The sequence below is a fragment of the Bacillus sp. PK3-037 genome, from assembly GCF_054161355.1.
This window is the reverse complement of sequence record NZ_CP096408.1, coordinates 1,959,457-1,982,160: the sequence shown is the minus strand read 5'-3', so window position 1 is coordinate 1,982,160 and position 22,704 is coordinate 1,959,457. Positions and strand designations below refer to the sequence as shown.

Here is a 22,704-nt window from a genome sequence, read left to right as displayed (position 1 = left end):
CACCTTTCTTATTTCATAGTTTTATCTTATAACAAATGACCTTTCATGCAAACCTGTCTCTTCTTGTTCCAATTAAATCTCATAGTTTAAATTTATGTTTCAAATCAGGTTTTCACTTGGTCTGGTATACGTTCTGTGTCATAATGAAAAAGTCATACTGCTGCAAACATTGAGGGTGAAACACAGTGAAGAAAAAGAGAAAAGGCTGTTTCGCTGCTGCGGGTTTTATGATGATTTCTGTCTTTGTCATGGCCTCTTTTTTATTGGTCCTGCTTATGTTCAACCGCGATTTAATCAAAAAACTTCCGATTGACACAAAAACAATTGTCCTCGAACGTTTAACTGATTATAAACCGCTGGTTGAGGACGAGCTTGAAAACCGGGGACTCTCCAATTACACATCGCTGATACTCGGCATGATGTATCAGGAGTCAAAAGGAAAAGGCAATGATCCGATGCAGTCCTCTGAATCTCTAGGGTTAAAGCGTAATGAGATAACAGACCCTCAACTCAGTATTAAACAAGGCATCAAACAATTTACCCTCATGTACAAAACCGGTAAAGAAAAAGGTGTGGATTTGGATACGATTATTCAAAGCTACAACATGGGGGCAGGTTATATTGATTTTGTAGCTGAACATGGAGGAACGCATACTGAGGAATTGGCAAAACAATACTCCGAGCAGCAAGTCGAAAAAAATCCCGGGCTCTATACTTGCGGAGGAAATGAAAACAATTTCCGTTATCCGTATTGCTACGGTGATTACACGTACGCGGAAAAAGTAAAAGAAAAAACGAAAACTGTTGAAAAATCTTTACAAGTTGCAACACTTGAAACCATGGAATCAACGGCTCATTAAAGGAGCCTGTCAATTTACTGACAAAGCCCAAAACGATATTTGGGCTTTTGTTATGTTTACAAACCTCAAAAAAGCCATACAAAGTATGGCTTTTAATAATACGGTGATATCATCAAATATACAATAACGCCTGTAAGGCTGACATACAGCCAAAGCGGCATTGTCCATCTGGCAATTTTTTTATGGCGCTCAACCTGCATGCTGAAGCCTCTGATCAGCGTAAACAGCGCAAGCGGCACGATGATTGCAGAAAGGCAGATATGCGTAATTAAGATAAAGAAGTAAATCGGACGCATAATACCTTCTCCGCCATACAGCGTATTCTCCGCAATCGAATGGTATGTGACATAGCAAATCAAAAACAATAATGTTGTCGTAAAAGCAGCTAAAATAAAGCGTTTATGCGCCTTAATGTTTTTTTGTTTAATCATAATCAGTGCCGCCAATAAGAAGATAAACGTAAAGCTGTTGAATATCGCATTCAGCATTGGCAAAATGTGAATATTCGCATGGCTGAACTGATCTAATTTGGGCATAAAAAACAGCACTGCGATTAAACCGTTAATCAGAACTGTCAGTGTAAGGACAATTCCAGTATAATTTTTCGGTTTATTTTCTGTTTGATTCATTTGGTGACCTCTCCTAATTTGTACTGGCTATCCAAATCGTATGCAAATTCAACGGAGATGTCAACGTTTTCGATGGCTTCGTCAGAAATTAGACACACTTCAGAAGGCCGGTGCATTAAAAGCACCAGCCTTTTGGTTTATGCCTCTTGCATTAAATGATCAACAACCTTGTGTTCATTTTCATTCAGCAAATTTTTTGGGATTTTCGAGTGAATGGGTTTGTTCATATGCTGATCAAGGATGTCAGCCGTTTCTTTATCACCGGCAATGATCATCCGCTCCCATTTTTTTGCCGCGGCCTTTTGGTCGAGGTTGGCCGCCAGCCGCTTGTACAGTCTCGTTTGATTCTCCGTTACATGATTCTTCATTTGTTCCTCTTCTAATGAAGCCGATGCGGTTTTAGAAGACTGGCTGCTCTCCCATGATTCATTGATTACGTCATATTCATAATGTTCCACCGCTTCAATTTTGCCTAAAACGGTTTCAATTATTTTCACTTCATTTTGCTGCGTTAAAATAAAAGCCGTGCTTGGATACGTTTTGCGCAAATTCTCCAGCTGATCAAGTACAGCTGTCTCTTCCCAGTAAAATTTTGTTTCAACAGGAATTTGAAGCCTGATCGCTTCCCATATACCGCTATTCGAAACAAAAAATACGAGGCTGCGCGGCATGTTTTTTCCTATTCCGTTAAGGTGCAGATAGATTTTGTCCGTGATTGCATTCAGACACTTTTCTTCCTCCGGGTCACTTGCTGCCAGATATTCTTTTAATCTGCCGAACCCTGACTTAAGGGCAATTTTCCATTCTCCCCCCTGCTGCTCTGGATCCCTCATATCTGTGTTGAGATATAACGAGAGAATTTTGTCCGGGGGTTCCAATTGGACATAACGCAATTTCTTAATCAATGAATCAATCGGCATTCATATTCCTCCTTTTGCAACGGGTTACTTTTCTTTTTCCTCTCTTCAAACCAATCAAACCTTCCTTGCACTAAATTCTAGCAATTATGGATTTATCATTTACAAACGCCTCTTCTATCTACTACAATTGGTTACTGTGTTTCTAACTATTTTTTGAAAGGGGTTTGATTTTGATTACCACTAAGGAAAAAAACCGTCAAGAGCTTGAAGAAGAGCTGAATCATTTAGAATTTCAAATTTATCGCATGCAGGAAAATATAAAGGACCTATCGAAAGATGCCAGAGTGCTTGGTATTGATCAATCGAAAGATGAAGATTGGATGATTGTTTCCTCGATTGATGATGGCCAAACATGCAAAATTATGCTCACAGATTGTGAAACAGCTTATAGAGGGAAAAGCTGCTTTTCACTTGTAGCATCCTATCAGGACGATGCCATTCATATTGGGGATATTAAAGGGCCTCCGAATTACGGCTTCGGTTCTATTTGTATGAAATATTTAAAAGATATTGCCAGAGACTGCAATATCCCGAAAGTTACCGGCGACATAGCCAAACGGGATTGGAATCATGTGGACAGACTCATTCATTTTTATGAAAAGCATCAATTTGAAGTATCCATTGACTACGATACACAATCAGGAAGCATTAAATGGACGGATTTCTAAAAAAGTCTGGAAGAATATGCCGAGATATGCTGTAATGGTGTAAAACTGTTTAGGAGGACCTGAAGTGTTTGCACCCAAACTGAAACCGGGAGACGAAATTCGAATCGTGTCTCCCGCCACCAGCATGTCCGTATTAACAAATGAAGCAAAGTTGCACGCAAAAACGACATTAGAACGATTGGGTTTTCGGGTGACCATTGCTGAACACGCGGAGGAGTTAAACGAATTCCAGTCATCCTCTATCGAATCAAGAGTAAGTGATCTGCACAGCGCCTTTTTTGATCCCGACGTCAAAGCTATTTTAACAACACTCGGCGGATTCAACAGCAATCAGCTGCTGCGTTATCTTGATTACGAGAAAATCAAACAGAATCCAAAAATTCTTTGCGGCTATTCCGATATTACGGCTCTCGCCAATGCCATTTATCAAAAAACCGGTCTCGTTACATATTCAGGCCCCCACTTTTCTACGTTTGCAATGAAAAAAGGATTGGACTATATAAAAGATTATTTTCTGGCTTGCTGCGCTTCGGATGAAGCCTTTGAAATCCTGCCATCACAAGAGTGGAGTGATGATCAATGGTTTTTAGATCAAGAAAACAGGCACTTTCACCCTCATTCCGGTCCTATTGTGATCCAGGATGGCTATGCTGAAGGCACATTGATTGGCGGCAACCTGTGTACACTTAATTTGCTGCAGGGAACGGAGTATTTTCCGGAAACAGAAAATACAATTTTACTGATTGAAGATGATTATATGTCAGACGCAAACATGTTTGACCGCGATTTACAATCGCTCATCCACCTCCCTTCTTTTCCAAATGTAAAGGGGATATTGATCGGCAGGTTCCAAAAAGCATCAAACGTATCAATAGATCACGTAAAAGCCATGATTAGAACAAAAAAAGAATTATCCGGCCTCCCCGTCATCGCAAACATAAATGCCGGGCATACCTCTCCAATTGCCACGTTCCCTATAGAGGGAACATGCAGGATTGAAGCTGATTCGGGCAAATCACGAATATGGATCGACAAGCATTAAACAGCTTACTGCACGAGGGCATATGACAAATGTCATGTATGATGCATGATGTGTGCTACTACAAAGGACTCCTCTCATTAGCGTATACTTAACCGAGACACACAATGAGAGGATACTTACTATGACTGAAAAAACCATTGCCCATAAACAAAAACTGCTGACAAAGCAAGTCGCTGCTTTTGCTCAGCCCGAAACAAAAAACAGTCTGATTCAGCTTTTAAACACGTTTATTCCTTTCTTCGGACTGTGGTTTCTTGCTTATTTCAGCCTCAATGTCTCCTATCTTCTTACTTTAGCATTAACAGTGATTGCCGCAGGGTTTTTAACAAGAATTTTCATTATCTTTCATGACTGCTGCCATCAATCATTTTTCAAACAAAAGCGCTATAACCATATTCTCGGTTTTCTGACAGGTATTCTGACTTTATTCCCTTACCTTCAATGGCAGCACAGCCATTCGATTCATCACGCGACCAGCAGCAATCTGGATAAACGCGGAACAGGCGACATCTGGCTGTTAACGGTAAACGAATATAAAGCCGCACCTAGACGCACAAAACTTGCATACAGACTTTATAGAAATCCGTTTATCATGTTTATTCTCGGACCAATTTATGTTTTTCTGATCACCAACCGTTTTAACAAAAAAGGCGCAAGACGTAAGGAGCGTGTGAACACGTACCTTACAAACCTGGCAATTGTATCATTGGCTGCTGTTTGCTGCTTGATCTTTGGCTGGCAATCGTTTTTGCTTGTGCAAGGCCCTATCTTTCTGATCTCAGGTTCAATCGGCGTGTGGCTGTTTTATGTACAGCATACATTTGAAGACTCTTATTTTGAAGCAGATAAAAACTGGAGCTACGTTCAGGCCGCTGTGGAAGGCAGTTCATTTTATAAACTCCCGAAACTCCTTCAATGGCTGACAGGCAATATCGGTTACCACCACGTTCACCATTTGAGCCCAAAGGTGCCCAACTATAAGCTTGAAGTTGCTCATGAACATCACGAACCATTAAAAAACGTACCGACAATCACCTTAAAAACAAGCCTGCAATCACTCGCTTTCCGGCTTTGGGATGAAGACAAAAAACAATTTGTGTCATTTCGGGATATCAAACAAATATCTTTCCGCCTTCCGCCTGATTCAACAGAAAAACAGAAGCTGCGGAAGAACGCCTGACAATTAGGAGGTCTTCTTATACAACAAGAAGGCTTCCTTTTTATTGTTCGGTGATGCAATCTGGCTTTCACAATGGTAAAGTTACATTTAAGATGAAAAGCTGAAAATGAGGTTATATCATGATCAAAAAGCATTTTACATTTCAAAAACTAAGCGGGATCACGCCTTATATATGGACGATATTTTTCATCCTGCCCTTCTACTTTATATTTAAATCATCTTCTACATTTGTTATTATCGTCGGAATTATTTTGACGCTTTTATTTTTTTCGGTTTATCGATTTGCTTTTGTCTCAAAAGGCTGGGCCATTTATTTGTGGGCGTTTCTGCTAATCGGCATTTCAACAGCCTCCATTACGCTGTTCAGTTATATTTATTTTGCTTTTTTTATCTCGTATTTTATTGGAAACATAAAAGAACGCGTCCCTTTCCACATTTTATATTACGTACATTTAATAAGCGCAGCCGTCGCAGCGAATTTCAGTCTTGTGTTAAAAAAGGAATTCTTTCTGACACAAATTCCTTTTGTAGTCATTACCCTCATCAGTGCAATTTTATTGCCGTTCAGTATCAGAAGCCGCAAGGAACGCGAACGGCTGGAAGAAAAACTTGAATTTGCAAATGAACGGATTGCCGATTTGGTAAAATTAGAAGAAAGGCAGCGGATTGCCCGCGATCTCCACGATACACTTGGTCAAAAACTTTCTCTTATCGGTTTAAAAAGCGACTTGGCGAGAAAATTAATATACAAAGATCCTGAACAAGCAACGCGTGAGCTGAAAAGTGTTCAGCAAACAGCGAGAACTTCTTTAAATGAAGTAAGAAAAATCGTATCCTCTATGAAAGGCATCCGGCTCAAGGATGAAATCATAAACATCAAACAAATTCTCGAAGCAGCTGACATTACATTTATCTACGAAGATGAGAAAATGCCCGAAAATATCTCATTGCTTAATGAAAACATTTTGAGCATGTGCTTAAAGGAAGCTGTCACAAATGTTGTCAAACACAGTCAGGCTAAAACATGCCGAGTTGATATTCAGGAGCTCTGGAAGGAAGTTGTTATTACAGTGTCTGACGATGGAACATTTCAAGGAAGAGACACGTGCTTTTCAAAAGGACATGGCTTACTCGGTATGAGAGAGCGTCTTGAATTTGCAAACGGGAGCCTTCACATCGACACCAAAAACGGAACCAAGCTTACCATGACGATTCCTAATAACTCAAAATAAACAAAAAGGATGGCTTACATGATTAGTATATTTATTGCGGAAGATCAGCAGATGCTGCTGGGCGCTTTAGGATCACTATTAAACTTAGAAGACGATATGAAAGTTGTCGGCAAAGGAACAACCGGACAGGATGCTGTCGAATTTGCAAAAAAACATCAGCCTGATGTATGCATTATGGACATTGAAATGCCCGGAAAGACGGGGCTTGAAGCTGCTGAGGAATTAAAGGATACAGATTGCAAAATTATTATCTTAACCACTTTTGCCCGCCCCGGCTACTTTCAGAGAGCCATTAAAGCCGGCGTTAAAGGCTATTTGTTGAAGGACAGTCCGAGTGAAGAGCTCGCAAGCGCCATCCGAAGCGTCATGAACGGAAAGCGTATCTACGCACCTGAGCTGATGGAGGATATGTATAGCGAGGCCAACCCTCTCACAGATAGAGAAAAAGAAGTGCTCGAACTTGTGGCTGACGGAAAAAACACAAAAGAAATCGCCCAAGAACTCAGCATTAAAAGCGGGACGGTGCGAAATTATATCTCCATGATTCTGGAAAAGCTTGAAGTGAAAAACCGTATAGAAGCCATTACGCGCTCAAAGGAAAAAGGCTGGTTTAAGTAAAGAGGATCTTGGCATATGTCCAAGATCCTCTTTTGTTCATCTGCTATTCCTCACGCTGAAACAGGAGATATGCCGATCCAAGAATGAAAATAACACATCACATGACATCAGCCTGACGTGCTTCCATGGTGTAATATCAACCGCTTGATGATAGCTGTATAGCTCTATGGCGTGTATAAAACAAATGGTGCTATGACATGGATACAAACCCGAGGGCTGCTACTAAAATGCGCCCTGATTTGACAATTTCACCTTCACCATCATCTGGCTTGAACATTGGCTTGTATATATTTAATGTAAACAAGTTTAAAGCCCCACTGAAAGAGCTTAAAATCGCCCTGAATAAAATAGCGGCAAAAACACCTGTAAGCGACGCTGGCAATAAGTCGACGATCAGCCGAGGGTATACAGTGGCAGCATTTCTATTCCGAAGCCATACAAATGAAAAGGCAGTCACTCCCGGAACTACAATAATAAAACACTCCAATCAGTTTAAAAACCTGCTAAAAAAGCCCCCTTCCGTCCTTCATCTGAATGTTTAGCGCCTAACACACGCTGAACAAGTTGCATGGTTTATAAAACAGGTGATTCACTAATGAACCTGTTAAAATCGTCTGCCAGGATACATCTGCCGAATTACGAATATCGATTTTATGTAATGCAGTCAGTCTTGCAATTCCGCTACCAAAGCCCATCTTCGACTGCAAGAACGCCGAGAACCACAATAAAAAATCGCCTAAAATTAAACCAATTCCGTATATCACATCTGCTAAAAGCAGCTGCTATCAGCCCGCAAAAAATGTAGGCAGTCGTTACGCAATAATGAAGGAATCAGCTAAACCGCCATGAACGTGCTGATGCCAAACGTCTCCGCAATGCGGAAGACAAGAGCCTTGAATACAGCACTGTTGCAGGAATGAAACAGCATAACCTATGATCAAATCGCTGCTCCAAAAATCAGGTATCGCCATGACTTCTGTTTGTAAGTAACGCGGGCGGCGCACTCGCTTCCCAAGACATGCTGTCATAGAGCCCGCGTAGTTTTGCCCATTTAACCCTGCCATCAGCTCAGTTGATAAATTCGTTATAAAAGCGAGCTTTCAAAATATAAAACAGTGAGGCTCCTCCCCTAAGAGATAACGGTTAGAGAATGAACGATACAATAATCAAAGCAAAAGCCAGCAACACCTTCTGCAAAGACAGGAGATGACAGGAGCTTTTACCTTCGATTCATCGAAATCAGAAAGAGCACAATTTTTCTTTTATCAGCATATTATGTTTTACGTCTCTAAAAAACAAAAAAAGGACACGAGCTTAGAGCTACATGTCCTTTATCTTCATCTATTCTATTAATTTAACACTTTTACACTTACTGTTCTGACGCCCCAATTGTGTGCATCACTTTTGTTTGGTACAAATACGTCAATTTTATTTCCTTTTATTGCGCCGCCAGTGTCTGCTGCTGTTGCTTCTCCATAACCTTCAACATAGACTTTAGAACCTAGCGGAATCACGTTTGGATCAACCGCAATAACTTTAGCATTCGGGTTCTTGTTTAAGTCGATGCCTGTTGCTGTAACGCCGGAAATGCCGCCGTCGTTAGCAGAGTAAGCAGTAGCAGTAACAGTTAGTTCTTTTGCCGCTTCTTGTTGATTTGTATTAGATTCAGCAGCCTTTTCTTCTGTTTTAACAGAAGTTTCTGCTGCAGCCTTTGTTTCTTGTTTTGGTTGCTGTTGAACAGCTTCTTGTTTAGGTTGCTCTTTTTGCACAGCCTCTTGATTTGTTTCAGTTTGAGGTGCGCTTGTTTGCGCATTCTCAGCCACTGTGTTTGCTGCTGTTGCCTGACCTTTTACTGAAAGTGCAGATCCAGCATAGATCATGTCAGAGCTTAAATTATTCCAAACTTTCAGGTTGTTAACTGTCGTACCGAATTTTTGAGCAATCTTAGAAAGCGTATCTCCCGCTTTAATTGTATATTGCCCAGAAGTGGTTGTTTCTTCTGAAGAAATGGTCAGTTTTTCTCCCGCAATGATTGTATCAGAAGTTAACTTGTTCCATTCTTTTAGGTCCTTTAGGTTCACTCCGTTTTTCTGAGAGATCCCCCAGAGCGTATCACCCTTTTGCACCGTGATTTCTTTTGCAGAAGCGTGAGCTCCGAATGCAGTTGTTGAAAGTGCTGCAACTGCTACAAAGGACATAATCGTCTTCTTCATAAGTAAATCCTCCCTTGTTAGCTTTTTATTGGCGGCTAACAGGTGATATCGTAACACATGTAAATGTCAAATCAATAACAAAAAGATATGATTTAGATTACAGTTCCTTTACATGAAGGATTTCTCTCCGTTGGAAAGTCTTGCTGAACCCTTGATATAATAGGCTTTTCAAGTCTTTTAAGTTCGGGTCAAAAAAAAGAAAAGAAAATGTGTTTTTCAAAGAAAAAAGGTTGATTTATGCTTTTTTTGAGTCTGTCACCTGTACATAAGCTTGTATTTCTTCTAAAAAAAGCCGGCCATATTTTGCTCTTTTTTGTTCTCCGACTCCTTTTATAGACAAAAGTTCCTCATCATTTACAGGCTGTTTTCCTGACATATCTTTCAGCGTCTGATCAGAAAAAACGACAAAAGGCGGAACACCCTGCTCTGCCGCAATTTGCTTGCGTAAGGTGCGCAGCCGTTCAAACAGCTCGTCATTTTCCGTAATGGCTTCTGCTTTTAATGCTTCTTTTCTCGCTACCGATAATTCGCCTCTTAGCACATTTCTCCCTTTGCCGCTTACAAAAAGAGTCGGAAATGTTCCATCTGACATCCTAATAAAGTCGTCAGCAATCAGAAATTCAATGAAGTCGCTGATTTCACCAACTGATTGGTGCTTTAATATTCCATATGTTGAAAGGCTGCTAAAGCCGTTTTCGAGCACTTTTTTATTTTTTGATCCAGCGAGCACCTGGGCAACCATCGTCTTCCCAAAACGTTCATTCATGCGAATGATACACGATAAGACCATCTGCGCTTCTCTTGTCACGTCATGGGCTGTTCTTGTATCTGTGCAGTTTCCGCACTGTCCGCAGGCTTCAGGCTCCTTTTCTCCGAAATATATCAGAATAAATCGCTGCAGACAATCTTCCGTATGGCAGTAGTCAACCATCTGCCGGAGTTTTTTCAAGTCCTGCTTTTGCTTCTCTTCATTTTCCGATTGCTCGATTAAAAAGCGCTGCACCATAATATCCTGCGGAGAAAATAAAAGCACACATTCACTGTCGAGGCCATCCCGGCCAGCTCGTCCCGCCTCCTGATAGTAGCTTTCCATATCTTTCGGGATTTGTGCATGAAGAACAAACCTGATATTTGATTTATCGATGCCCATGCCGAAAGCAGATGTGGCAACCATGACCTGCAGCTCATCGTTCAGAAACCTTTCCTGCTGTTCTTTTCTGACTTCGTCCTGTAAGCCCCCGTGATACCGCCCTGCGCTGATCTGATTTCGTTTTAATCGCTCATATATCCGATCTGCTTCTTTTCTTGTCGCGGTATAGACAATGCCTGCTTCATGTTTGTTTCTTTTTACATACTCTTCAATAAAACGATCTTTGTTTTCCCCCTTTGCAACTTTTAAAGTCAGATTATCACGGGAGAAACCGGTATACACCGTGTTTTCTTTTTGAATATGCAGCTGGCTGCATATATCATCATGCACCTCAGGTGTTGCTGTTGCCGTTAATGCCATGATGACGGGTTTTTCATTTAACTCCCGAAACAGAATTTCAATGTTTCTGTAGCTTGGCCTGAAATCATGGCCCCATTGAGAAATACAGTGCGCTTCATCTATTGCTACTAGAGGAACGTCAATGCTTTGCAAAATACGAATAAATTCTGTTGACGTTAACCGCTCTGGTGTAATGTAAAAAAGCTTATAAGCTCCTTCTTTCAGCCCGTTCAGCCTTTCATATATCTCTTGATTGGTTTGCGTGCTGTTGATGTAAGCAGCTCTGATTCCCGCTTCTTCAAGAGCATCAACCTGATCCTTCATTAAGGAAATTAACGGTGAAATAACAATAGTTGTTCCTTCAAATATCAATGCCGGAATTTGATAGCAAATTGATTTCCCCCCGCCCGTCGGCATAATGCAGGCCGTGTTTTGTCTCGCTTCTGTCACCGAACGGATGGCTTCCTCCTGCCCTCTGCGCAGCTTTTCATAACCGAAATAATGCGACAAAAGAGATTGGGCTTTATGTAACATAACGTGTAACCCTCGCTTTTCCTTCAATTTCTCCCATCATATCACAAAAAATAAACCTGCATTTCTTCTCGGATGGAAATTGAATTTTCGATATAAAAATCCTTTTTCAGATAAAATAAAAAGCCATTTCCATAAAGGAAATGGCTTTCGCTACATCTTGCCGTATGCAAGTAAGAAAGTTTTAAACCACCACTCCTCAAAGTGGGTGTTTGCAGAAACGTTCCTGTCGTCCTCTACAATGGAGGCATGACATTCCGGCTTCGATATAAAACTCCCTATTACAGCTTAAAGGTTAAAACTTAATTAACAATACGTACAAAGTAGCTTCTTTTATATAGTACACCATCGGACATATTTTATCAAGGGGTAGATCAATTGTTCAGAAAAACTTTTTTCCGTCCATAAAACTGTTTTTTCGGTAATATATCTTATGATTCGACAAACAAAAAATATATTACAATAAAAAACGGCGTTTTTTGGCGGCAAGAAGTCATCACTTTCTTCTATATAATATGTGCACGCAAAAAAACTCCTATCTCACGGATAGGAGTCTTCATTCATTAAAATTTAACAGCAAGCTCTTTCGCTTCTTGTAAACCTTTTTCAACAATTTCTTGTGCTTTATCAGGCGCTGCGTTATGTCCCTCGATGACAACTGTGTGCAAGTCTTGAACACCCCAGAAACCAAGAACTGTTTTCATGAAGTTTAATGACATTTCTAGTGAAGCCATTGGTCCTTCTGAATAAACGCCGCCGCGCGCGTTAAGAAGTGCAACTTTTTTGCCGCCCATTAAACCAACTGGTCCTTCTTGTGTGTATTTGAATGTAACGCCTGCGCGAGACAGGTAATCCACATAAGTATGAAGCACTGCTGGCACTGTAAAGTTCCAAAGCGGGAATGCGAACACCACTTTATCAGCTTTTACAAATTGGTTCAGATATTTGTCAGCTGTTGCAGCTTGTTTTTTCTCTTCCTCAGTCATTTCCATACCTTGACCTGCTTTAAATGTTCCGTTAATCATATCTCTTCCAAGGTAAGGAAGGTTTTCTTTATGAAGATCTAATTCAATCACTTCATCATTAGGGTTGTTTTCTTTATATGCAGCTAGAAATGCTTCGTATAGTTTAACTGAAACACCTTCTTCAGCTGTACGGTCACTTGATTTTACAAATAAAACTGTAGACATTTGTATTCCTCCCGGTAAACTTTTTATATTAACTTACAAATAGTATGTTACTTTCTTTTTTATGCAAAGTCAATCACTTTATTTCGAATATGAGATTTTTTCATAAAAAAAAGCAAGTACACTTCATATCGGTGTACTTGCTTGCCATTTTCAGTTTGAATCCTGCTCACGATCTAAAATCTCATACGTTTGAGAGCTTTTTTGATCAATTGTTTCTTTATTAGATAGATCTTTGACCTGTTCATGAAACTCCCTTTCGAATGACGGAGCATCCGTTTCCAAGTCATCCTCTATATCAGCTTGGGCTTCCACTGTCATTCTTGCGTACGGAACAGCTTCCAATCTTTCGTATGGAATGTCTTGACCTGTTTTTTCACAAATGCCGTACGTTCCGTCTTTTATCTTTTGTAAAGCGTGATTAACTTCCTCCAAAAGCTCCCGGTCTATTTCATTTACCGTTTGGTCTGTCATGCGGTCTGTTACAAGTGTCCCGTGGTCAGCCATATGGTTATCGACCCCATTAGACAGCTCTCCTACTTCTTCAGTCATTGATTGTGTTTTCTTTTTTTCGCCAGACAATTCTTTTTGCATATCAAGCAATTTATGGTAGAGATGCTGAGTTTGTTCTTTAGTCAGTGCCATGTGTATCCTCTCCTTTTTTTCTCTGTTCCCCGTTTTGAATACTGACAAACCAAAAAAAGCGTTTTTATGGCACAAAAAAAGCCAAACCATTCTTTGGAGACGGCTGGCCTCAGTCAGTTTATTCAGCTGCATAAATACTTTGTCAGCACCGCTTGCACTTCGCTTAAATCGGTGTCTTTCGCAAATTCTAACTCAAAGGTTTTGCTTCTTGTCATTAATAAAAGTCCAGTATCGGGATCAAACATTCCCGCTTCTTGAATGGCAAAGCTTTCAATCGTTTTATATGGAAGAAATACACGAACCTTCTTTTTAGAAAACACCTTATTATCAAAGAAAATGATACGTTTGTTTGTAAAGCAAATTTGGTCAACCCGGAGCTTATAAATCGATTCTATTCTTTCCCCTTCAACGAGCAAAGCTTCAAGCTTCTTTGCGTCAGTTGATCTGCTAACAGAAAAAATACCCAATGAAGAACCCCTCTTTCTGCATTTATCTATTTTTCTTATGACGAGATTACATTAAATAAAATAAGTCCTTTATCCCTATATAAGAATACGACATAGAAGACATTTAAACCATTACGAACAGATTACATTTTTCAAATTTTTGATTTGTTTCTTGTCTTTTGAATTGTTGTCATCATGTAGTACGCACCAAAAGAGAAAAAAGTTTCATTTTCCGTAAATATTTTTTGAAAAATGAGTTTTTTAATGTTTCTTTTGTGTATCTGTTTTATTTTCCCTTTTTGAATCAAAGAAGAACCGCAGCTTAGCTGCGGTCCTTTGCATAACCATCCGTATCTTCAATTGTGACATCTTCTGTTTCTTCTTAAATCAGGAATTCAATCGGTGATTATACCTCTTCAAAATATTCTTTATAGTATCCGCCGATTTTATTTGTATTATCGACGACAAACAGAAATTCCTCTGTTTCATTCTTCACTTCATATTCTTTCCCTGGAGTTAATACGCGATTTACAATGTATTTTTTTGCGTCTGTCTGAACACACTTTACTTTTTTAATGGTTTCTTTTTCAAGCCAATTTTTATGTAACATGATGAAATCTCCTTTACTTGTCTATAAGCCTATTGTAGCTTTTTTCTTTTGTAAATTGCAATATCGGTTATTCATTGATTTTGTCTTGTTTTCTAGTATAGAATGTTTGTATACGCTTACTTCCGCAGTAACGATCACAGCTAATTCCTGCTCTTCAATGAAGCAATATCCATTCTATCACCAAGAATCTCAGAACAGACCATAAAAATGACTGGAGGTTTGTTACGAATGAGTTCTTTAACGATGCAAGTGAGTAAAAGGCTGGAGACATTTTTACATGGAACAAAGAAGCTTTATATTGATGGAAAGTTTGTTCCGAGTGCCTCAGGGGCAACCTTTGACACGCCCAACCCGGCGACAGGCGAAACCTTAATGACGCTGTATGAAGCCCAGGCAGAGGATGTGGACAAAGCCGTTAAAGCTGCCCGCAAAGCCTTTGATCAAGGCGAGTGGAGAACAATGTCTCCAGCATCGAGAAGCAGATTGATGTATAAGCTGGCAGATTTAATGGAAGAGCATAAAACTGAGCTTGCTCAGCTTGAAACCCTTGATAACGGCAAACCAATAAACGAAACAACAAATGGAGATATCCCGCTGGCTATTGAGCATATGCGCTATTACGCCGGCTGGTGTACAAAAATAACAGGGCAGACAATCCCTGTTTCCGGCTCCTATTTTAATTACACACGTCATGAGCCTGTCGGCGTCGTCGGGCAAATCATCCCATGGAATTTTCCACTACTTATGGCGATGTGGAAAATGGGTGCGGCTCTTGCAACCGGCTGTACCATTGTGCTTAAGCCTGCTGAGCAAACCCCGCTTTCAGCTCTTTATTTGGCTGAGTTAATTGATAAAGCCGGTTTCCCCGACGGTGTCATCAATATCATCCCGGGATTTGGTGAGGATGCGGGAGAAGCACTTACCAACCATGAAGCGGTTGATAAAATTGCCTTTACCGGATCAACAGAAATCGGAAAGAAAATCATGGGCACGGCGGCAAAAAGCATTAAGCGGGTCACCCTGGAACTGGGCGGAAAATCACCTAATATCCTGCTCCCGGATGCGAATTTGAAAAAAGCCATACCAGGCGCTTTAAACGGTGTCATGTTTAACCAAGGCCAAGTCTGCTGTGCGGGCTCACGCGTCTTTATTCATAAAGACCAGTATGATGAAGTTGTCAATGAGATGGTGTCTTATGCTGAATCACTCCGCCAAGGAGCCGGACTTCATAAAGATACCCAAATCGGCCCGCTCGTGAGCAAGGAGCAGCATGAACGCGTTCTTTCTTATATTCAAAAAGGGAAAGATGAAGGAGCTAAAGCTGTCACTGGCGGAAGCTGCCCTTATGAAGAAGGATACTTTGTCGCGCCGACTGTGTTTGCGAATGTGGAAGACGATATGACCATCGCTAAAGAAGAAATTTTCGGACCAGTCCTGACGGCCATACCATATGAAACAGTGGATGAAGTCATTGAACGAGCTAATCATTCTGAATACGGACTTGCTGCCGGACTATGGACCGAGAATGTAAAACAAGCCCATTATATCGCAGATCGTCTTCAAGCCGGGACTGTCTGGGTAAACTGCTATAATGTGTTTGACGCAGCTTCCCCATTCGGCGGTTATAAACAATCCGGACTCGGAAGAGAAATGGGCTCATATGCTCTAGATAACTACACAGAAGTCAAGAGTGTATGGATTAATCTTGAGGACTAAAAGGTTTTTCAAAAAACTGCTGCCTGCCAGCAGTTTTTTTCTTTCAGTAATGGCGGCAAAAGCAGATGAATATATATCTTCTGAAGGAGTTGAGCGGGATGAGCACACTTCAGGAGAAGGTGAGGCGGTATCAGCAAAACACCATTTCAGAGCTGAAAGATAGGCAAAATGATGACGGTTCTTGGACTTTTTGCTTTGAAGGGCCAATCATGACGAATTCTTTTTTTATTTTGCTCCTCACCTCACTTGATGAAGGTGAAAATGAAAAAGAACTCATTTCGGCGCTCGCAGCCGGCATTCGCGAAAATCAGCAGCCAGACGGAACGTTTAACAATTTTCCTGACGAAACAGGCGGCAATATAACAGCTACCGTCCAAGGATATGTCGGAATGCTGGCTTCAGGATGCTGCCATCGAACTGATCCGCACATGAAAAAAGCTGAACAATTTATTGCATCACATGGCGGCTTGAGAAATATTCATTTTATGACAAAATGGATGCTTGCAGCAAATGGCCTTTACCCTTGGCCCGTTTTATATTTGCCATTGTCGCTTTTAGCAATTCCCCCAACATTCCCGGTTCATTTTTATCAGTTCAGCACATATGCCCGTATACACTTTGCCCCGATGGCCGTAACACTCAATCAGCGATTCACACTAAAAAACCGCAAAATTCAATCTCTCCGCCACCTCGACCCGCACATGACAAAAAATCCTTTGACTTGGCTCCGTTCCGATGCTTTCGAGGAGAGAGACCTCTCTTCTGTTCTGACCCATTGGAAGCGCATTTTTCGTGCACCCTTTGCTCTTCAGGAGCTGGGCTTACACACAGCTAAAACGTATATGCTTGACCGGATTGAAGAAGACGGCACACTGTACAGTTATGCAAGCGCCACAATATTTATGGTATACAGCCTTCTGTCACTTGGTGTGTCACGCCATTCACCGGTCATCCGAAGGGCAATAAATGGCATCAAAGCATTGGTGACTGAATGCGGCGGCATTCCTTACTTAGAAAATTCCACATCCACTGTTTGGGATACTGCATTAATCACCTACGCGCTTCAGCAAAACGGCGTTGCCGAAACAGGCGGTACAATGACAAAAGCCGCTTCTTTTTTACAAAAGCGGCAGCATACCAAGATAGCAGATTGGTCTGTCAAAAATCCAAATGTATCTCCAGGCGGCTGGGGATTTTCAAATATCAACACGAATAACCCTGATTGTGACGACACCGCAGCCGTCTTAAAAGCAATTCCCCGCAACTTCTCTCCTTCTTCTTGGGAGCGGGGTGTGGCTTGGCTTTTATCGATGCAGAACAATGATGGAGGGTTTTCCGCCTTTGAAAAAAATGTGAACCACCCTCTTATCCGCCATCTCCCGCTTGAATCCGCCGAGGATGCGGCTGTTGATCCCTCCACCGCCGACCTTACCGGGCGTGTGCTGCACTTTTTAGGTGAAAAAGCCGGCTTTTCAGTTAAACATCACCACATTCAGCGTGCTGTGAACTGGCTTTTTGAAAACCAGGAACGTAATGGATCTTGGTACGGACGATGGGGTGTTTGCTACATTTATGGCACATGGGCTGCCTTGACCGGTATGCACGCCTGCGGAGTTGTTCGAACACATCCTTCGATACAAAAGGCAATCCGGTGGCTCAAAACCGTACAAAATGATGACGGCAGCTGGGGTGAATCCTGCAAAAGCGCGGAGGTCAAAACCTATGTGCCGCTTAAAGAAGGAACCATTATACAAACTGCATGGGCTTTAGATGCTTTATTGCAATTTGAAAAACCCAGTCATCCAGCAATTGTGAAAGGGATGAATTACCTCATGGACAGCAGTTCTCATAACGGTAGAAGCTTGACTTATCCAGTGGGTATCGGGCTGCCAAAGCAATTTTATATTCGTTACCATAGTTACCCATATGTGTTCCCTTTGTTGGCTGTCAGCAAGTATTTGAATTCTATTGAAAAGGAGACAGCAAATGAAACGTGAATCTTATCAAAACGAGATGTTCAATTGGTGTGAAGCCTTAAAAGATCAGATTCAAAAACGAGGACAGCTTGATCAATTTGAGGATCAAATCGAAAAGATGATTGAAGCGCTGGAGGATGACCAGACGACAGAAGAAGAGTGGTATCAGCAGGCCGCCACACTCTATCGTGATATTACACAATCAGAAGAAACAGGTGAAAGACGTGCCTTCGTTCCTATAGGAAAACATGTTCTCCCAAAGCTTCCGTACAAGTACTCCGCTTTAGAACCTTATATTTCACGTGATATTATGGTGCTTCATCATACAAAGCATCATCAAAGCTATGTTGACGGACTGAATAAAGCAGAATTGGCGCTTAAGAATGCCAGAGCTTCAAAGAACTATGACTTGATCACTCATTGGGAAAGAGAGCTGGCATTTCATGGAGCCGGCCATTATTTGCACAGTATTTTTTGGTTTTCTATGCACCCAAACGGAAAAAGACGTCCTACTGGAGCATTGTTTCAAATGATCGATCTTTCTTTTGGAAGCTATTCGGCCTTTAAGGAGCATTTTACCCAAGCTGCAAAAAAAGTGGAGGGTGTCGGGTGGGCCATTCTTGTCTGGTCCCCTCGTTCCGGACGGCTTGAAATTTTAGCCGCAGAGAAGCACCAGCACTTCAGCCAGTGGGATGTTATCCCTCTTTTGCCGCTTGATGTATGGGAACATGCTTACTATTTGCAATATAAAAATGACCGCGGGAGCTATGTTGATCATTGGTGGAATGTAGTCGATTGGCGTGAAGCCGAAAAACGTTTTGAACAGGCAAAAGAAGTTGTATGGAAACTCTATTAAAAAAGCCCCCTTTTCCAGGGGGCTTCATTTTTTAAAAAACACCTAATACATGTAAAAATACAATAATGATTGCAACAGGTGAAAGATAACGTATCAGCAGAAGCCAAACCGCAAACCACTTTCGCTTGAGGTTTGAGCCGCTTTTCAGCTCGTTAAACAAATCCTCTTTCGGTATTTTTAACGGTACAAAGATAGAAATCAATAATGCTCCTAACGGCATTAAAATATTGCTGACCAGAAAATCAGCTGCGTCAAAAATAGACATGTGAAATATGGTAACATCACTTAAAACCCCGTATGATAACGCAGACGGTACGCCGACCAGAAAGATAGCAATCCCGCCGATCCAAGCAAATCGTTTTCTTTTACTAACATCGCCTTTAGAAAGCACAGCGACCAAAATTTCAAGCATTGAAAAGGCAGAGGTCAGTGCCGCAAATAAAAATAGAATTAAAAATGCTAATAAAAAGATAATTCCGAACGGCATTTGATTAAACACAGTCGGCAGCACATTAAATAACAGAACAGGCCCTTGATCCGGTTTGAGGCCGAATGAAAAAACAGCTGGAAAGATCGCGATGCCCGCCATAATGGCGACAAGGACATTCAAAACCGTAACAGATACAGCAGACTGCACCAGATTTTCTTGTTTCTCTAGATAAGCACTATACGTTACCATTACAGATACACCGACACTTAATAAGAAGAAGGACTGGCCCATCGCATATAATATCGTATTGGCGTCAATCGCAGAGATATCAGGTGTCAGGAAAAACTTAATACCTTCTATCGCTCCATGAAGTGTAACTGAACGCACCATTAAAATGATAAATAATATAAAAAGCGCCGGCATTAAAATTTGGCTTGCTTTTTCAATTCCGCTGCTTACACCTTTTGCGACAACCAAAATTGTGACCAGCATAAACAGCAGCTGGCCTCCTACAGCCAAATAAGGATTTGAAATAGTATTCGCAAACAGCGCATTAAATCCTGACGTATGCGATAAACCGCCGGTAAAGCCTTTAAAAATGTAATTTAAAATCCATCCGCCGACGACGCTGTAGAATGATAACAGAATAAAGCACGTCGCCATGCCCAAATAGCCTATCCAATGCCACTTAGACCCTGGAGCAAGAGATTTATAGGATTGGACGGCATCCTGCTGTGTTTTTCTGCCTATTATGAATTCACCGAGCAATAATGGCAGTCCGATTAAAATTGTAAATAAAATAAAAATAAATAAAAACGCGCCTCCTCCGCTGGTGCCTGCTACATATGGGAATTTCCATATTGCACCGAGACCGATAGCCGATCCAGCCGCAGCTAAAATAAAGCCCAGCTTCGAAGACCATTGATTAGCTTCCTTCACCCTATCACTCCTATTTTCCAAAACAGCTTAAAGGTTCATTGTAAGAATATCTACCTATATAGTCAAGAATATTTTGATTAGTTTACATAATATATTTATCATCTATCTCCATAGTTATATCAGAATACAGCCAATCTATCGATATTGAATTATTCAGAAAATTAATTATAATAGGGGAATACCAAAAAATCTGTAAGGATTTCTGCTGGAGTTCTTGATCAGTGTATGAGGAGTGTTTTTATGGAAAACATCAGAAAGATAAGTCATTTCGCGGGACAAACCTTCGGAATCTGGGTCATTGTTTTTGCCGTGCTCGGATTTTCTTTCCCGTCATTATTTTCTTGGATCAGTTCTTATATTACGATTTTTCTTGGCATTATTATGTTTGGAATGGGGCTAACACTGCAAACCGATGATTTTAAAGAGCTGATTAGAAAACCTTTGTACGTCATTATCGGAGTGATTGCCCAATATACGATTATGCCGCTTGTTGCTTTCGGTTTAGCCTATGGCCTGCATCTTCCCTCGGAAATCGCGGTAGGCGTTATTCTCGTTGGCTGCTGTCCCGGTGGAACTGCCTCTAATGTCATGACATTTTTAGCAAAAGGCAATACGGCCCTGTCTGTTGCTGTCACTACGATTTCCACCTTGTTGGCACCTGTTTTGACGCCGGTTTTGATTATGCTGTTTGCCAAGGAATGGCTGCCTGTCTCACCTGGCTCTTTATTTATTTCGATTTTGCAGGCTGTATTGATTCCAATCATTGCAGGCCTAGTCGTCAAAATATTTTTCAAAAAACAAGTCGCAAAAGCCGTTCATGCCCTGCCGCTTGTTTCAGTCATCGGTATCGTTGCCATTGTGTCAGCTGTTGTAAGCGGCAACCGGGAAAACCTGCTTCAATCAGGTTTGCTTATTTTTTCAGTAGTTATCCTGCACAACGGGTTTGGATATTTACTGGGATTTCTATGTGCAAAGCTGTTAAAAATGGATTATGCGTCTCAAAAAGCAATTGCAATTGAAGTAGGCATGCAAAACTCAGGGCTTGGCGCAGCACTTGCCACGGCACATTTTTCACCGCTATCTGCCGTTCCGAGCGCGATTTTCAGTGTATGGCACAACCTTTCGGGCTCCCTGCTCGCTACATATTGGTCTAAAAAAGGTAAGACTCCAAAAGAAGATTCAAACAGCACAGAACTGACTCTTTAACATTCTATTGTATATAAAAAGGTACATCACGTTTATCCGTGATGTACCTTTTTAATTTTAACCCTCTAACAAAAGCTGTTCAGGATCTTCTAGTAAGTTTTTAATTGTGACAAGGAATCCAACTGCTTCTTTACCATCTACGATCCGGTGATCATAAGATAATGCAATATACATCATCGGACGGTTTTCGAAACGCTCTTCATCAATTGCGACAGGGCGCAGCTGAATCTTATGCATACCCAGGATACCAACTTGAGGGCTGTTTAAAATCGGTGTCGACATGAGTGAACCGAAAGTCCCTCCGTTTGTAATGGTAAATGAGCCTCCTTGCAGCTCACCAAGGGTCAATTTATTGCTTCTCGCTTTTTTCGCAAGCTCGCCGATTTCTTTTTCAATGCCTGCAAATGTCAGGCGGTCTGCATCACGTACAACTGGTACGACAAGTCCTTCCTCAGCTGCGACAGCGATTCCGATATCATAGAATTTTTTAACAATCAGCTCATCGCCTTGAATTTCTGCATTCAAGAGCGGATATTTTTTCAAAGCCGCTACAACAGCTTTTGTAAAGAACGACATAAAGCCGAGCTTCACTTCATTTTGCTCAAAGAATTGGTCTTTGCGGCGTTTTCTAAGATTCATAACAGCCGTCATGTCAACTTCATTAAATGTAGTCAGCATCGCAGATGTTTGCTGTACTTCGACTAGACGTTTTGCGATTGTCTGTCTGCGGCGTGACATTTTTTGCACTTCAACAGGCTTTTCAAAGCTTTGCTGTGTTTTTTGAGCCTGCGGCTGCTGTTTTTGCTGAGGGGCTGGTTTCGCCGCCGGTTTTGCATACGCCTCAACATCCTGTTTGCGCACTCTTCCAAGTGGGTCGCCAGTCGGAACCTGAGACAGGTCAATGCCTTTCTCTCTCGCCAGCTTACGGGCAGAAGGAGATGCGATTGTTCTTGATTTTGCTTCAGTTTGCGCTTCCTGGCTCACTTCTTGGGCCGCTGGTTCAGCTTGCTTTTCTTCTTTTTCACTTTCATTGCTTTCAGCCTTCTCTGAAGGAGCAGGGGCAGAACTTTCACCCGCGCCTTCTGTAATGGTACCGATAATTTCTCCAACTTGGACGGTATCACCCGAATCTTTCAATACCTCTTGAAGAACACCCGATTCTTCTGCTGTCAATTCAACATTTACTTTATCCGTTTCAAGTTCAAGCAGATATTCACCCTGTTCTACATAATCACCGGGCTGCTTTAACCATTGGGCTATTGTTCCTTCTGAGATTGATTCTGCTAATTCAGGTACCTTAATTTCCGCCAT

At 41.3% G+C, this 22,704-nt stretch carries 22 protein-coding genes and 1 other RNA gene; 10 read left to right on the top strand and 13 right to left on the bottom strand.

The genetic code is table 11. The features are described 5' to 3' along the window. Nucleotides 1-185: 185 nt before the first annotated feature. On the top strand, nt 186-860 hold the full coding sequence (locus tag M1D69_RS10450; RefSeq protein WP_458103819.1) for a lysozyme family protein: 675 nt from the start codon (nt 186-188) through the stop codon (nt 858-860). A gap of 92 nt (nt 861-952) precedes the next feature. Here the strand turns inward: M1D69_RS10450 and M1D69_RS10445 are convergent, their stop codons facing one another. Beyond that, the gene (locus M1D69_RS10445; protein WP_003231280.1) at nt 953-1,489 is read right to left on the bottom strand and encodes a DUF420 domain-containing protein; all 537 of its coding nucleotides are present in this window, start codon (nt 1,487-1,489) and stop codon (nt 953-955) included. Between the two features lie 137 nt (nt 1,490-1,626). Beyond that, nucleotides 1,627-2,409 (bottom strand): VLRF1 family aeRF1-type release factor, encoded by a 783-nt coding sequence (locus tag M1D69_RS10440; protein WP_458103820.1) that lies wholly within the window; start codon nt 2,407-2,409, stop codon nt 1,627-1,629. Nucleotides 2,410-2,579: 170 nt separating this feature from the next. On the opposite strand from M1D69_RS10440, the gene M1D69_RS10435 reads away from it, so the two are divergent. The 5 genes from M1D69_RS10435 to desR all read left to right on the top strand — a co-directional run bounded on the left by M1D69_RS10435 (nt 2,580) and on the right by desR (nt 7,149). Continuing rightward, nucleotides 2,580-3,077 (top strand): hypothetical protein, encoded by a 498-nt coding sequence (locus tag M1D69_RS10435; RefSeq protein WP_024121710.1) that lies wholly within the window; start codon nt 2,580-2,582, stop codon nt 3,075-3,077. Between the two features lie 64 nt (nt 3,078-3,141). Continuing rightward, nucleotides 3,142-4,119 (top strand): S66 family peptidase, encoded by a 978-nt coding sequence (locus tag M1D69_RS10430; protein WP_458103821.1) that lies wholly within the window; start codon nt 3,142-3,144, stop codon nt 4,117-4,119. Between the two features lie 121 nt (nt 4,120-4,240). Then, nucleotides 4,241-5,299, top strand: a complete 1,059-nt coding sequence (gene desA / locus M1D69_RS10425; protein ID WP_458103822.1) for a Delta(5) desaturase DesA — start codon at nt 4,241-4,243, stop codon at nt 5,297-5,299. A gap of 119 nt (nt 5,300-5,418) precedes the next feature. Next, nucleotides 5,419-6,531, top strand: coding sequence for a two-component sensor histidine kinase DesK (gene desK, locus M1D69_RS10420; RefSeq protein ID WP_458103823.1), 1,113 nt, complete (start codon nt 5,419-5,421; stop codon nt 6,529-6,531). A gap of 18 nt (nt 6,532-6,549) precedes the next feature. Continuing rightward, nucleotides 6,550-7,149: a two-component system response regulator DesR gene (gene desR, locus M1D69_RS10415; protein WP_044155563.1), complete on the top strand. Its 600-nt coding sequence runs from the start codon at nt 6,550-6,552 to the stop codon at nt 7,147-7,149. A 190-nt stretch (nt 7,150-7,339) separates the two neighbouring features. On the opposite strand, the gene M1D69_RS10410 is transcribed toward desR, so the two are convergent. The 9 genes from M1D69_RS10410 to M1D69_RS10370 form a co-directional block, all read right to left on the bottom strand. After that, nucleotides 7,340-7,606, bottom strand: coding sequence for a sodium:solute symporter family transporter (locus tag M1D69_RS10410; RefSeq protein ID WP_458106168.1), 267 nt, complete (start codon nt 7,604-7,606; stop codon nt 7,340-7,342). Between the two features lie 355 nt (nt 7,607-7,961). Further along, nucleotides 7,962-8,213, bottom strand: coding sequence for a hypothetical protein (locus tag M1D69_RS10405; RefSeq protein ID WP_458103824.1), 252 nt, complete (start codon nt 8,211-8,213; stop codon nt 7,962-7,964). Between the two features lie 285 nt (nt 8,214-8,498). Continuing rightward, nucleotides 8,499-9,362 (bottom strand): LysM peptidoglycan-binding domain-containing protein, encoded by an 864-nt coding sequence (locus tag M1D69_RS10400; RefSeq protein WP_458103825.1) that lies wholly within the window; start codon nt 9,360-9,362, stop codon nt 8,499-8,501. A gap of 235 nt (nt 9,363-9,597) precedes the next feature. After that, a complete protein-coding gene (gene recQ, locus M1D69_RS10395) occupies nt 9,598-11,385 on the bottom strand; it encodes a DNA helicase RecQ (protein ID WP_458103826.1) in 1,788 nt (595 codons plus the stop codon). 143 nt (nt 11,386-11,528) lie between these two features. Beyond that, nucleotides 11,529-11,715: non-coding RNA, 6S RNA (ssrS, locus tag M1D69_RS10390), on the bottom strand. A gap of 230 nt (nt 11,716-11,945) precedes the next feature. Then, complete coding sequence (gene azoJ, locus M1D69_RS10385) at nt 11,946-12,572, bottom strand: FMN-dependent NADH-azoreductase AzoJ (RefSeq protein ID WP_024121718.1); 627 nt, start codon at nt 12,570-12,572, stop codon at nt 11,946-11,948. Between the two features lie 150 nt (nt 12,573-12,722). Beyond that, the gene (locus M1D69_RS10380) at nt 12,723-13,214 is read right to left on the bottom strand and encodes a TraR/DksA family transcriptional regulator (protein ID WP_458103827.1); all 492 of its coding nucleotides are present in this window, start codon (nt 13,212-13,214) and stop codon (nt 12,723-12,725) included. 122 nt (nt 13,215-13,336) lie between these two features. Beyond that, nucleotides 13,337-13,681, bottom strand: a complete 345-nt coding sequence (locus M1D69_RS10375; RefSeq protein WP_024121720.1) for a PH domain-containing protein — start codon at nt 13,679-13,681, stop codon at nt 13,337-13,339. A gap of 385 nt (nt 13,682-14,066) precedes the next feature. Further along, a complete protein-coding gene (locus M1D69_RS10370; protein ID WP_458103828.1) occupies nt 14,067-14,270 on the bottom strand; it encodes a DUF6501 family protein in 204 nt (67 codons plus the stop codon). A 228-nt stretch (nt 14,271-14,498) separates the two neighbouring features. Between M1D69_RS10370 and dhaS the strand changes: the two genes are divergently transcribed. The 3 genes from dhaS (at nt 14,499) to M1D69_RS10355 (ending at nt 18,818) form a co-directional block, all read left to right on the top strand. Next, a complete protein-coding gene (gene dhaS / locus M1D69_RS10365) occupies nt 14,499-15,986 on the top strand; it encodes an aldehyde dehydrogenase DhaS (protein ID WP_458103829.1) in 1,488 nt (495 codons plus the stop codon). 98 nt (nt 15,987-16,084) lie between these two features. Next, nucleotides 16,085-17,983, top strand: a complete 1,899-nt coding sequence (locus M1D69_RS10360; RefSeq protein WP_458103830.1) for a terpene cyclase/mutase family protein — start codon at nt 16,085-16,087, stop codon at nt 17,981-17,983. Continuing rightward, nucleotides 17,973-18,818, top strand: a complete 846-nt coding sequence (locus tag M1D69_RS10355; RefSeq protein ID WP_044155550.1) for a superoxide dismutase — start codon at nt 17,973-17,975, stop codon at nt 18,816-18,818. Before M1D69_RS10360 ends, M1D69_RS10355 begins: the two co-directional genes overlap by 11 nt. 31 nt (nt 18,819-18,849) lie before the next feature. On the opposite strand, the gene M1D69_RS10350 is transcribed toward M1D69_RS10355, so the two are convergent. Further along, complete coding sequence (locus M1D69_RS10350; protein WP_458103831.1) at nt 18,850-20,187, bottom strand: sodium-dependent transporter; 1,338 nt, start codon at nt 20,185-20,187, stop codon at nt 18,850-18,852. A 240-nt stretch (nt 20,188-20,427) separates the two neighbouring features. Between M1D69_RS10350 and M1D69_RS10345 the strand changes: the two genes are divergently transcribed. After that, the gene (locus tag M1D69_RS10345) at nt 20,428-21,393 is read left to right on the top strand and encodes a bile acid:sodium symporter family transporter (RefSeq protein ID WP_458103832.1); all 966 of its coding nucleotides are present in this window, start codon (nt 20,428-20,430) and stop codon (nt 21,391-21,393) included. 57 nt (nt 21,394-21,450) lie between these two features. Here M1D69_RS10345 and odhB read toward each other — a convergent pair whose 3' ends face one another. Then, on the bottom strand, nt 21,451-22,704 hold the full coding sequence (gene odhB, locus M1D69_RS10340; RefSeq protein ID WP_458103833.1) for a 2-oxoglutarate dehydrogenase complex dihydrolipoyllysine-residue succinyltransferase: 1,254 nt from the start codon (nt 22,702-22,704) through the stop codon (nt 21,451-21,453).

Bases quoted from the DNA above. Each gene is read 5' to 3' on its own strand.
- M1D69_RS10445 (WP_003231280.1), bottom strand. From the start codon at position 1,489: ATGAATCAAACAGAAAATAAACCGAAAAATTATACTGGAATTGTCCTT.
- M1D69_RS10440 (WP_458103820.1), bottom strand. From the start codon at position 2,409: ATGCCGATTGATTCATTGATTAAGAAATTGCGTTATGTCCAATTGGAA.
- desA (WP_458103822.1), top strand. From the start codon at position 4,241: ATGACTGAAAAAACCATTGCCCATAAACAAAAACTGCTGACAAAGCAA.
- desK (WP_458103823.1), top strand. From the start codon at position 5,419: ATGATCAAAAAGCATTTTACATTTCAAAAACTAAGCGGGATCACGCCT.
- desR (WP_044155563.1), top strand. From the start codon at position 6,550: ATGATTAGTATATTTATTGCGGAAGATCAGCAGATGCTGCTGGGCGCT.
- M1D69_RS10405 (WP_458103824.1), bottom strand. From the start codon at position 8,213: ATGGCAGGGTTAAATGGGCAAAACTACGCGGGCTCTATGACAGCATGT.
- M1D69_RS10400 (WP_458103825.1), bottom strand. From the start codon at position 9,362: ATGAAGAAGACGATTATGTCCTTTGTAGCAGTTGCAGCACTTTCAACA.
- recQ (WP_458103826.1), bottom strand. From the start codon at position 11,385: ATGTTACATAAAGCCCAATCTCTTTTGTCGCATTATTTCGGTTATGAA.
- azoJ (WP_024121718.1), bottom strand. From the start codon at position 12,572: ATGTCTACAGTTTTATTTGTAAAATCAAGTGACCGTACAGCTGAAGAA.
- M1D69_RS10380 (WP_458103827.1), bottom strand. From the start codon at position 13,214: ATGGCACTGACTAAAGAACAAACTCAGCATCTCTACCATAAATTGCTT.
- M1D69_RS10370 (WP_458103828.1), bottom strand. From the start codon at position 14,270: ATGTTACATAAAAATTGGCTTGAAAAAGAAACCATTAAAAAAGTAAAG.
- dhaS (WP_458103829.1), top strand. From the start codon at position 14,499: ATGAGTTCTTTAACGATGCAAGTGAGTAAAAGGCTGGAGACATTTTTA.
- M1D69_RS10360 (WP_458103830.1), top strand. From the start codon at position 16,085: ATGAGCACACTTCAGGAGAAGGTGAGGCGGTATCAGCAAAACACCATT.
- M1D69_RS10355 (WP_044155550.1), top strand. From the start codon at position 17,973: ATGAAACGTGAATCTTATCAAAACGAGATGTTCAATTGGTGTGAAGCC.
- M1D69_RS10345 (WP_458103832.1), top strand. From the start codon at position 20,428: ATGGAAAACATCAGAAAGATAAGTCATTTCGCGGGACAAACCTTCGGA.
- odhB (WP_458103833.1), bottom strand. From the start codon at position 22,704: ATGGCGGAAATTAAGGTACCTGAATTAGCAGAATCAATCTCAGAAGGA.